The 10,787-nt window shown below is 67.1% G+C and carries 9 protein-coding genes and 1 pseudogene; all 10 read right to left on the bottom strand.

Annotated features, from left to right (window positions below; translation table 11 throughout):
- Positions 1-159: 159 nt before the first annotated feature.
- Entirely contained in the window at positions 160-819 is a 660-nt protein-coding gene (locus ACXJKH_RS08535) for a ribonuclease HII (RefSeq protein WP_256776814.1), read from the bottom strand.
- Complete coding sequence (gene lpxB / locus ACXJKH_RS08530; protein ID WP_457319099.1) at positions 816-2,096, bottom strand: lipid-A-disaccharide synthase; 1,281 nt, start codon at positions 2,094-2,096, stop codon at positions 816-818. Before lpxB ends, ACXJKH_RS08535 begins: the two co-directional genes overlap by 4 nt.
- Complete coding sequence (gene lpxA / locus ACXJKH_RS08525; RefSeq protein ID WP_256776812.1) at positions 2,093-2,884, bottom strand: acyl-ACP--UDP-N-acetylglucosamine O-acyltransferase; 792 nt, start codon at positions 2,882-2,884, stop codon at positions 2,093-2,095. The genes lpxB and lpxA overlap by 4 nt, the downstream gene beginning before the upstream one ends.
- A gap of 19 nt (positions 2,885-2,903) precedes the next feature.
- The gene (gene fabZ, locus ACXJKH_RS08520) at positions 2,904-3,359 is read right to left on the bottom strand and encodes a 3-hydroxyacyl-ACP dehydratase FabZ (protein ID WP_256776811.1); all 456 of its coding nucleotides are present in this window, start codon (positions 3,357-3,359) and stop codon (positions 2,904-2,906) included.
- Positions 3,356-4,378, bottom strand: a complete 1,023-nt coding sequence (lpxD, locus tag ACXJKH_RS08515) for a UDP-3-O-(3-hydroxymyristoyl)glucosamine N-acyltransferase (protein WP_256776810.1) — start codon at positions 4,376-4,378, stop codon at positions 3,356-3,358. Before lpxD ends, fabZ begins: the two co-directional genes overlap by 4 nt.
- A gap of 438 nt (positions 4,379-4,816) precedes the next feature.
- The gene (gene bamA, locus ACXJKH_RS08510; RefSeq protein WP_256776809.1) at positions 4,817-7,180 is read right to left on the bottom strand and encodes an outer membrane protein assembly factor BamA; all 2,364 of its coding nucleotides are present in this window, start codon (positions 7,178-7,180) and stop codon (positions 4,817-4,819) included.
- Positions 7,181-7,253: 73 nt separating this feature from the next.
- Complete coding sequence (gene rseP, locus ACXJKH_RS08505; protein ID WP_457319098.1) at positions 7,254-8,612, bottom strand: RIP metalloprotease RseP; 1,359 nt, start codon at positions 8,610-8,612, stop codon at positions 7,254-7,256.
- 34 nt (positions 8,613-8,646) lie between these two features.
- A complete protein-coding gene (gene dxr, locus ACXJKH_RS08500) occupies positions 8,647-9,837 on the bottom strand; it encodes a 1-deoxy-D-xylulose-5-phosphate reductoisomerase (RefSeq protein WP_457319097.1) in 1,191 nt (396 codons plus the stop codon).
- A 2-nt stretch (positions 9,838-9,839) separates the two neighbouring features.
- The gene (locus ACXJKH_RS08495) at positions 9,840-10,664 is read right to left on the bottom strand and encodes a phosphatidate cytidylyltransferase (RefSeq protein WP_256776806.1); all 825 of its coding nucleotides are present in this window, start codon (positions 10,662-10,664) and stop codon (positions 9,840-9,842) included.
- A pseudogene (locus tag ACXJKH_RS08490) lies at positions 10,661-10,787 on the bottom strand (di-trans,poly-cis-decaprenylcistransferase); the annotation flags it as partial. The gene ACXJKH_RS08495 and the pseudogene ACXJKH_RS08490, both read right to left, overlap by 4 nt.

The following is a 10,787-nucleotide window of genomic DNA, read 5'->3' as shown; positions in this document are numbered from 1 at the left end:
GACCGTGTGTTGCCATGGATGGCAACACCGAGCCCCCATGGATGGGTTCACGGCGTGTCCCGCCAACCCACCCGCACCGCCCTGCACCGCAAGCAGCCAGCACACCGCTTTGGCTCTTGCTTCAAAGCTTCAAAGCTCTAAAGCTTCAAAAAACCCCAATCACCCCGCCACCGCCACCGCATCGTCAAAACACGCGCGGACCGGGGCGAAACTGCGGCGGTGCTGCGGACAGGGACCGTGCGAACGCAACGCCGCCAGATGCGCCGGCGTCCCGTAGCCCTTGTGCTGATCGAAACCGTACTCGGGATGCTGCTCGTGCAGCGACAGCATGAAACGATCGCGACTCACCTTGGCCAGGATCGAAGCCGCCATGATCGCCCGGTCCAGCCCGTCACCGCCGACCAGCGCCTGTGCCGGGCAGGGCAGGCCCTTGGGCACCACATTGCCGTCGATGCGCGCGAACTGCGCCACGTGCGCCACGCCCTCCACCGCGCGCCGCATGCCCAGCATCGTCGCCTGGTAGATATTCAGCGCATCGATCTCGCCCACCTCCACCATCACCACGTGGAAAGCCAGCGCGCGGTCCAGGATTCTGTCGAACAACTGATCGCGTCGCGCGGCAGTCAATTGCTTGGAATCGTCCAGCCCGTTCAGACGCGGGCGATCCGGACAGAACACCACCGCTGCCACCGCCACCGGCCCGGCCAGGGGGCCGCGACCGGCTTCGTCCACGCCGGCCACGTACCGGGGAGCCACCGTCGCCAGCGCCGCCCCATCGAACAGGGCCATCGATGCCGCCGCCGCGTGCCGCCGGCTCATGCCGCCGCCCCGCCTGCCGCGCGCTTGCCCAGCAGCTCGGCCACCGCGTCGGCCGCCCGTGCCGAGGCATCCTGGCGCAGCTGCAGATGCAGCTGCCGGTAGGTGTCCTGCAGGTCGATCGCGCGCYGTGGATGGTCGAACCACTGCAGGATCGCCGCCGCCAGCTTGTCCGGCGTGCAGTCGTGCTGGATCAGCTCCGGTGCCAGGTCCTTGCCTGCCAGGATGTTGGGCAGGGCGAAACGATTCACCTTGATCAGCCCCAGCGCCTTCACGATGCGGTAAGTCAGCTCGGCCACGCGGTAGCCAACCACCATCGGGCGCTTGACCAGCATGGTCTCCAGCGTGGCCGTGCCCGAGGCCAGCACCACCACGTCGGCGGCGATCATCGCGTTGCGCGCGTCGCCATCGAGCAGGTGCGAATAGGCCACCGGCAACGCCGACCGTGACAGCTGCTCGCTGAGCAGCTGGCGGCAGGCAGGATTGGCCGCCGGTACCACCACATGCAGGCCCGGAATGCGCTCGGACACCTGCCAGGCCGCCTCGAAGAAGGCCTCGCCCAGCTTGCCGATCTCACCCAGCCGGCTGCCTGGCAGCACGGCCAGCACCTTCGCGTTGGACGGCAGGCCCAGGGCCATGCGTGCCGCGTCGCGATCACTCTGCAGCGGAATATCGTCGGCCATCGGATGCCCGACGAAACGCGCATCGATGCCGTGGCGGGCGTAGATCGGCGGCTCCATCGGGAACAGGCACAGCACCAGGTCGGCGCTGGCCCCGATCTTCTCCGCACGCTTCTCGCGCCATGCCCACACTGACGGGCTTACGTAATGCACCGTGGTGATGCCGCGTTCCTTCAACCAGCGCTCCACGCCCAGGTTGAAGTCGGGCGCATCGATGCCGATGAACACATCCGGCTGCCAGTCCAGCGCGCGCGTGCGGAACTGGCCGCGCAGCTTCAAGAGGCGCGGCAGGTGGCGCAGGATTTCGGTCAGGCCCATCACCGCCAGTTCGCTGGCATCGAACCAGGTCTGGCAGCCGGCACTCCGCATCGCATCGCCACCGATCCCGGCGAACTCGGCGTTCGGAAAACGTGCCTTCAGTTCGCGCACCAGGCCCGCACCCAGCAGGTCGCCGGAGGCCTCGCCGGCGACCAGTGCGATCCGCACCGGTCGGTCCGAGGTGTGCGCCAGGTTGGCCTGGCCGAGGGCATCGGCGACCACCGCCAGCTCGATGATCTGCGCGGTCGTGCCGGCTGGGAGGTGCCCGCCCGGAGCCGTCATCGCAGCAGCGGCCTCTCGGCGTGCTCGATGAAGTCCAGCAGGTCCTTGACGTCAGGGCTGTGCTCGGCCTGTTCGGCCAGCTGCACCTTGGCCTCGGCCAGCGGCAAACCGGCCACGTAAAGGGTGCGGTAGGCGCGCTTGATGCTGGCGATGCGCTCGGCATCGAAGCCGCGACGCTTGAGGCCTTCGCTGTTGATCCCGCGCGGCCGGCCGAGCGAGTCGCTGCCGACCATGGTGAACGGCGGCACGTCGCCGTTGGTCAGCGCGCCCATGCCCAGGAAGGCGTGCGCGCCGATCCGGCAGAACTGGTGCGCACCGGCGAAGCCGCTGATGATGACGTAATCGCCGACGGTGACATGGCCGGCCAGCGTGGTGTTGTTGGAGAACACGCAGTGGTTGCCGACGTGGCAGTCATGGGCGACGTGCGTGTAGGCCAGCATCCAGTTGTCGTCACCGACGGTGGTGATACCGCCGCCGCCTTCGGTGCCGCGGTTGATCGTGACGAATTCGCGGATGACGTTGTCATCGCCGATCACCAGCCGGGTGCGTTCACCCTTGTACTTCTTGTCCTGCGGCTCGCCACCGATCGCGGCATGGCCGATGAAGCGGTTGTTGCGGCCGATCCGGGTCGGGCCATGGATCGAGCAGTGCGGTCCCACTTCGGTGCCGGCGCCGATCTCGACGTCGGCGCCGATCAGGCAGAACGCACCGACGCGTACATCCGCAGCCAATCTCGCCGACGGGTCGATGACCGCGGTGGGGTGGATGAGGGGAGCGTTGTCGTTCATTGCAGGTCTCCTGCCCGGGTCATTCGCGGGTGCCGGCGCACAGCACTTCGGCACAGGCGACCACTTCGCCGTCGACCTTGGCCACGCAGTCGTACACCGCCATGTTGCGGATCACCCGCTTGATCTCCACGTGCATTTCCAGCACGTCGCCGGGCACCACCTGCTTGGTGAAGCGGGCCTTGTCGACCTTGACCATGTAGAACAACTTGGACTGGGCATCACGGCCCAGGGTCAGCTGGGTCAGCACGCCACCGGCCTGGGCCATGGCTTCGATGATCAGCACGCCGGGCATGATCGGCTGGCTGGGGAAGTGGCCCTGGAAGAACGGCTCGTTGATGCTGACGTTCTTGGTGGCGATGATCGTGCGCTTCTCGTAATCGATCGCGACAACCTTGTCGACCAGCAGGAACGGGTAGCGGTGGGGGATCAGTGCCTGGATCTGGGTGATGTCAGGCAGCTTCTGGTCGTGGCTCATTCCTTCTCCTTGCTCACAGACAGGATGCGACGGGCCAGGGCATCAAGCTGCTTGAAGCGCGCGGCGTTCTTGCGCCACGTGCGATTGTCGGTCAACGGGGTACCGGACGAGTACTCGCCCGGCTCATGGATGGAATTGCGCACTACCGACTTGCCGGTGATGACGACCTTGTCGCAGATTTCGAGGTGGCCAACGACGCCCACGTGCCCACCCAGCAGGCAGTAACGGCCGATCTTGGCGCTGCCGGCGATGCCGGTGCAGCCGGCGATGGCAGAGTGGGAGCCGATCTGGACGTTGTGGGCGATCTGGACCAGGTTGTCCAGGCGCACGTCGTCGTCGAGCACCGTGTCTTCCAGCGCGCCGCGATCGACGCAGGTGTTGGCACCGATTTCGCAGTCGTTGCCGATGCGCACGCCGCCAAGCTGGGGCACCTTGATCCAGGCGCCGGCGTCCATGGCCAGGCCGAAGCCGTCGGCACCGAGCACGGCGCCGGGATGCACGCGCACGCGCTTGCCGAGCCTGACGCGGGTGACCAGGGTGACGCGGGCGATCAGTTCGCAGCCGGTATCCAGGTGACAGTCTTCGCCGATGATGCTGCCGGCGCCGATGATGCAGTTCTCGCCGACACTGCTGCCGGCACCGATGCTGACGAACGGGCCGATGTGCGCGCTGGCGGCAACCTGGGCGCTGGGGTCGATCACGGCGCTGGGGTGGATGCCAGGCGGTCGCGCGGGGGCGATGTCGAACAGGGCCGCGATCTTGGCGAAGGTGGTGTAGGGGTCTTTGGCGATCAGCGCGGTGCCGGGGGCGGCATCGGCATCCTCGGCGCGCAGCACGACGATCCCGGCCTGGCTGTCGGCCAGGTGGGCGCGGTAACGCGGGTTGGCGAGGAAGGTCAGCTGGCCGGGGCCGGCATGGGCAAGGGTGGCCACGCCATGGATGGCAGTGCTGCCATCGCCATGGACCTGCAGGCCAAACTGCTCGGCGAGTTGCTGGGCGGTATGGGTAGGAGTATTCACGGCGGAAGTTTACCGTGTGGCGCCGGATCGGTCATGCGGGGTGGGGTTTTGGGCCGGGTCGGTTTGTTGTGGCGTGGCGATTGGGTTGCTGTCGCGCGGGTTCGTGGGGGTAGCCCTGKCCAGGACACGCCGTAAAAACCCATCCTTGCGGGGGCGTGGGCTGCATCCATGCAGCCCAACGGTCCTGGCCAGGGCTACCTGCCACGACCCCCGACGGTTCAACGCGCGCGCGGCAGGGTAGTGCCGGCCGCTGGCCGGCTCTCGACCCCCCATCCGTCCCAACCCAAAAACGAAAACGCCGGGCAAAGCCCGGCGTCTCGTAGCGCATCTGGTGCAGAGCCCCCTTCTTGTTGAAGGGGGCGCGCCGACAGGCGCGGGGTTAAGGAGGCAGGACAGGCCCCAAGGTTTGCAACGCAAACCTTGGGTTACCTTCGACGGTCAGAACTGACCGCCGAAGGTAAATTGCAGGCGCTCGACTTCGTCGCCGTCTTCCTTCTTCAGCGGGAAGGCGTAGCTGATCGAGATCGGACCGACCGGGGCGCGCCACAGCAGGGCCACACCGGTGGACACGCGCAGCTCGTTGGCCTTGAAGTTGTCCACGCCGTTGTACACGTTACCGAAGTCGACGAAGGCCGAGATGCGCGCCGACGGGCTGTCGAACAGACGCGGGAAGTACGCTTCCACCGAGCCGACGGTCTTCAGCGAACCACCCAGCGGCTGGCCGTTCGGGTAGCCCCGGGTCACTTCGCGCGGGCCCAGGGTGTTGTCTTCGAAGCCACGCACCGAGTTGGTACCGCCGGCGTAGAAGTTCTCGAAGAACGGCAGGCCCGAGGCGGTCACTACGCGGGTAGTGCCGTCCGGCTCGGTGACCACGGCGGACATGTCCTTGCCATAGCTGTCGCCGTAGCCGATTTCAGCGCGGGTGTTGATGACCAGCGACGGGATGATCGGCCAGTACTTGGAGAACTGGTAGTTCAGCTTGTAGTACTCGACGGTCGAGCCGGGCAGGGTGGTTTCCAGGCCGACACGCTGGTAGGTACCGCGGGTGGGCATGAAGTAGTCGTTGCGGGTATCACGTGCCCAGCCCAGCTCGCTGCGCCAGGAGTGGAACGTCTTGCGGCCGACGGCGTTGATGTAATCGATGATCGACGCCGGAGTCGAGCCTTCGTACGTCGTGATCTGGTTGCTGTCGATGCCCACCATCAGCGAGACGGTGTCGTTCTCGGTGATCGGCACGCCGAACACCACCTGCGCGGCACCGTTGGTGCTGTTGTACTGCGCGGTGTTGAAGTCGGAGTAGTCCAGCTCGCGCCAGGACAGGTTGTAGCCCAGCGAGACGCCGTCATCGGTGAAGTACGGGTTGGTGTAGCTGAAGCCGTAACGCTGCAGGTAGCTGCTGCGCGACGCTTCCACCGACACGCGGTTGCCGCCGCCGAGGAAGTTGTTCTGCGACAGCTGCACCGAGGTGGTCATGCCGTAGGACTGCGAATAGCCCAGGCCGAACACGAAGCTGCCCGAGGTGGTTTCCTTGACGTTGTAGACCACGTCGACCTGGTCATTGCTGCCGGTGACCGGCGGCGTTTCGACGTCGACCGACTCGAAGTAACCCAGACGCTGCAAGCGGATCTTGGAACGGTCGATGGCCGCCTGCGAGTACCAGCTGTTTTCGAACTGGCGCATTTCACGACGGAGCACTTCGTCGGAGGTGCGGGTGTTGCCCTTGAAGATGATGCGGCGCACCGACACACGCGGGCCGGGAACGACCTGCATGTTGATCGCAACGGTCTGCTCGGCGCGGTTGCTGGTCGGGATCGGGTTGACCTTGGCGAAGGCGTAACCGATGTTGGACAGCGAATTGGTGATCGCATCGGAGCTGAACTCCAGCAGCGCGCGCGAGAACGTGTCGCCGGACTTCTGGATCACCATGCGCTCGACATCGGCCTGCGGCAGGATGGTGTCGCCGGTGACCTTGATGTCGGAAATCTTGTACTGCTCACCCTCGGTCACGCCGGCGGTGATGAACATGTCGCGCTTGTCGGGGCTGATCGAGACCTGGGTGGAGTCGATGCTGAAGTCCACGTAGCCGCGGTCCAGGTACCAGCCGTTCAGCTTTTCGAGGTCGCCGGACAGCTTTTCCTTGGAGTACTGGTCATCGCGGCGGTACCACGAGGCCCAGTTGTGCTCCTTGGATTCCCAGGTTTCCAGGATGTCCTTGGCGGCGAACTTCTCGGTGCCCACCAGGTTGACGTGCTGGATCTTGGCGGCCTTGCCTTCCTTGATCGCGATGGTGATGTCCACGCGATTGCGGTCCAGCGGGCTCACCGTCGGGGTGATGTCGACGTTGTACTTGCCACGGTCGTTGTACTGGCGGCGAAGTTCCTGGGTCACCCGGTCCAGGCTCAAGCGGTCGAAGGTGCCGCCCTCGGTCAGGCCGATGTCGCTCAGACCCTTGAGCAGCTGGTCGCTCTTGATGTCCTTGTTGCCGGTGACGGTCAACTTGTTGATCGCCGGGCGTTCCTTGACCGTGACGACCAGGATGTTGCCCTGGCGGTCGATCTGGACGTCTTCGAAGAAGCCGGTCTTGTACAGGGCACGGATGCTCTCGCCGACCTTGCTGTCGGTCAGCGTCTCGCCACGTTCCACCGGCAGGTAGGTGAACACGGTACCGGAGGTGATGCGCTGCAGACCATCGACACGGATGTCGCTGACGGTGAAGGGCTCGGCTGCCTGGGCCAGGGCGGGCGCGCCGAAACCGGCGGCGAGTGCGAGGGCAAGCAGGCGGCGATTGGGGAGTCGCGTCATGTCACGTCCGGTTGGAGTCGAATGCAATGTTGCGGGATGCCGGCGCATAAGACGACGACAAAAGGGAAAAAGTTCATCGCAGCGGCAGGCTGAGGATGTCGTTGTAGAACGCCAGTCCCATCAGCCCGGCCAGCAGCGCCAGGCCCACATACTGCCCGGCGGCCATGGCACGCTCGCTAAGCGGGCTGCCCTTGACCAACTCAATAAGGTAATACAGCAGGTGCYCGCCGTCCAAGATGGGGATGGGCAACAGGTTGATGATGCACAGGCTCAGCGACAGCAGGGCCAGGAAATACAGGAACCAGTCCGCCCCGCGCTGGGCCGAGACATTGGCCACCCGGGCAATGGTGACCGGGCCGGAAATGTTCTGCAGTGAGGCGTTGCCGGTCACGATGCGGCGCATCATGCCCAGCGAGTCGCCGGCCATCCGCGCCGTTTCGCGCAGCGCCACCGGTACCGCGGCCAGCGGACCATACTGCAGCTTGGCGTCATAGACCGGGGCGCTGGGCTGGGCAAAGCCGATCCCGATCTGCCAGACCGGCGCGCCCTGTGCGTCCTTGCCCTGGCGTGGGGTCAGCTCCAGGGCCAGGCGTTCGCCGCCGCGCTGGACTTCGATCATGCCGGGGCCGCCGCGCTGGCCCAGCGCACGGATCTGCGCCGGCACCTGGTCGGCCCCGTCGATGCGCTGGCCGTCGATGGCCACGATCAGGTCGCCGGGCATCACCACGCCCTGCGCGGCGGAATCGGGCAGGACCTTGTCCACCTGCGCCGGTTGCAGCGAGGACAGCCAGCCCACGCCGGCCAGCGACAGCACCTGGCGCTCGTTGAAGCCGGTCGGCAGCTGCGACAGCGGCAGGCTGCGAGTACGGGTCTGGTCCAGGCTGTCGAGCACCTCGACGCGGGCGTCGTGGCGGTCCATGGCGGCGGTGGTGAGGGCCATGCTGGCTTCACCGGCGGTGGCCACCGCGCGGCCATCCACGCTCAGCACGCGGTCGCCGGCCTGCAGCCCGGCGGCCTGGGCCATGCCGGTGGTGCGGCCGATGGTGGCTGAATAGTCCTGGCGGCCGAGCACGAACATCGCCCAGAGCAGGGCGATGCACAGCAGCAGGTTGGCGATCGGGCCGGCGGCGACGATGGCGATGCGTTGCCAGACGGTCTTGTGGTTGAAGGCCAGGCCGCGCTCGTGCGGGTGTACCTCGACCTCGCGCTCGTCGAGCATCTTCACGTAGCCGCCGAGCGGAATCGCGGCGATCGCGAACTCGGTGCCGTCGCGGTTGCGGCGCATCCACAGCGGTCGGCCGAAGCCGACCGAGAAGCGCAGCACCTTCACCCCGCAGCGGCGGGCCACCCAGTAATGGCCGAACTCGTGAAACGTCACCAGCACGCCAAGGCTGACGATCATCCACCAGACAGATCCGATGAACTCACCCATGGTGAACAGTGCTGGAGGACGGCGGGAAGGGCATTCAGGCGTGGTCGATGGCGGTCTGGGTGATCAGGCGGGCACGCTGGTCGGCGGCCAGCAGGACCTCAAGTGTATCGGCGGACTCGACCGACAGTGTTGAAAGAGCGTTAGCCACCAGCGCCGGAATGGCAAGGAAAGCGACCTGACCCTGAAGAAACGCTGAAACCGCCACTTCATTGGCGGCATTGAGGATGGCCGGCGCCGTGCCGCCGGCGGCCATCGCCTGCCAGGCCAGGCCCAGACAGGGAAAAGCGTCATTGTCGGGCGCCTCGAAATCGAGCCGGCCCTGGGTCAGCAGGTCCAGTCCGCCGACGCCCGAGTCGATCCGCTGCGGCCAGCCCAGGCCCACGGCCAGGGTGGTGCGCATGTCGGGCAGGCCCAGCTGGGCCAGGGTGGAGCCGTCGATGAACTCGACCAGCGAGTGCACCAGGCTCTGCGGATGCACCAGCACCTCGATGCGCGCGCCGGGGACGTTGAACAGGTGGTGGGCCTCGATGACTTCCAGGCCCTTGTTCATCAACGTCGCCGAATCGACCGAGATCTTCGGGCCCATCGACCACTTCGGGTGGGCCACGGCCTGCGCCGGGGTGACCTCGGCCAGCTGCGCGCGGCTGCGGCCACGGAACGGACCGCCCGAGGCGGTCAGCAGGATCCGGCGTACACCGGCGCCCTCGAGGCTGGCATCGCGCGAACGCAGGCACTGGAAGATCGCGCTGTGTTCGCTGTCGATCGGGATGATTTCGGCGCCGCCGGCGGCGGCCTGGCGCATCAGCAGTTCGCCGGCCAGCACCAGCGATTCCTTGTTGGCCAGCAGGATGCGTTTGCCGGCCGCGGCTGCGGCCAGGGTTGAGGACAGTCCCGCCGCGCCCACGATCGCCGCCACCAGGGTGTCGCACTGGTCGCTGGCAGCCAGCGCATCCAGCGCGGCCGCGCCGGCATGGGCCTGGGTGGCCAGGCCGGCGTCGCGCAGGCCATCGCGCAGCGCGGCGAACAGCACTTCGTCGGCGATCACCGCATGCGCGGGCCGATGCGCGGCGCACAGCGCGACCAGCGCCTGCACCTGGCGGCCGGCGGCCAGGACGGTGACCTGGTAGCGGTCCGGATGGCGCGCGATCACATCCAGCGCGGATGCGCCGATCGAGCCGGTGGCGCCGAACACGGCGACCCGGCGGGGGCGGTTGACAGCATCCATGATCAGAATCCGAAAATTTCCTTGCCCAGCGCGAACACCGGCAGCGCGGCAAGGACGCCGTCGATGCGGTCCAGCACGCCGCCGTGGCCGGGAATGATGTGGCCCGAGTCCTTGGCGCCGGCGTGGCGCTTGATCAGGCTCTCGTACAGGTCGCCCAGCACCGAGGCGAACACGGTGACCACGGCGGTGACGATCAGGCCGACCACGTGGCCGCTGTCGACACCGGCGAGCCAGCCGAAGCCCAGCGCCACGATCAGGCCGGCGACCATGCCGCCGCCCAGGCCTTCCCAGGTCTTGTTGGGGCTGATCCGGGGCGCCAGCTTGGTGCGGCCGAAGGTGCGGCCGGCGAAGTAGGCACCTGAATCGGCGGCCCACACCACCGCCAGCGCGGTCAGCAGCCACAGATGGCCGTTCTCGCCGGTGGCATGGATGAGCACCAGCGAGGCCCACGCCGGGACGATCGCCAGGGTTCCGGCCAGCAGCTTGAGCGCACGCGCCGGGCTGCTCGGGCTGGCCCCGAAGGTGAAGAAACGCAGCCACAGCAGGGCCATCAGCCACCAGCCGATGCCGACCAGCGCCGCGATCTGGTACAGCACCAGCGAGCCGTCGCCGGCCCACACCATCAGCACCATCAGCAGCAGGTTCAGGACCAGCAGCACGGTGCGGGCGAGGGTGTCGTCCACGTCGGCCAGCTTCAGCCATTCCCACAGCCCGATCAGGAACACGGCGGCGGCGGCGGCGGCCAGCCACTGGGTAGGCAGCATGAGGATGGCGAGGATGGCGACCGGCGCCATGATCAGCGCGGCGATGACTCGGGTTTTGGTCATGGGGTGGAGCTCTCGGTGGCCAGGGCGGCGATCTGGGCGCTGGTCAGGCCGAAGCGGCGCTCACGTGCGGCGTAGGCGTCGAGCGCCTGCTGCAGGACGGCGGCGTCGAACTCGGGCCACAGC

It is taken from the genome of Stenotrophomonas sp. P5_B8 (genome assembly GCF_054049855.1).
The sequence above is the reverse complement of the archived record's forward strand: the minus strand, read 5'-3'. Positions and strand labels throughout refer to the sequence as shown.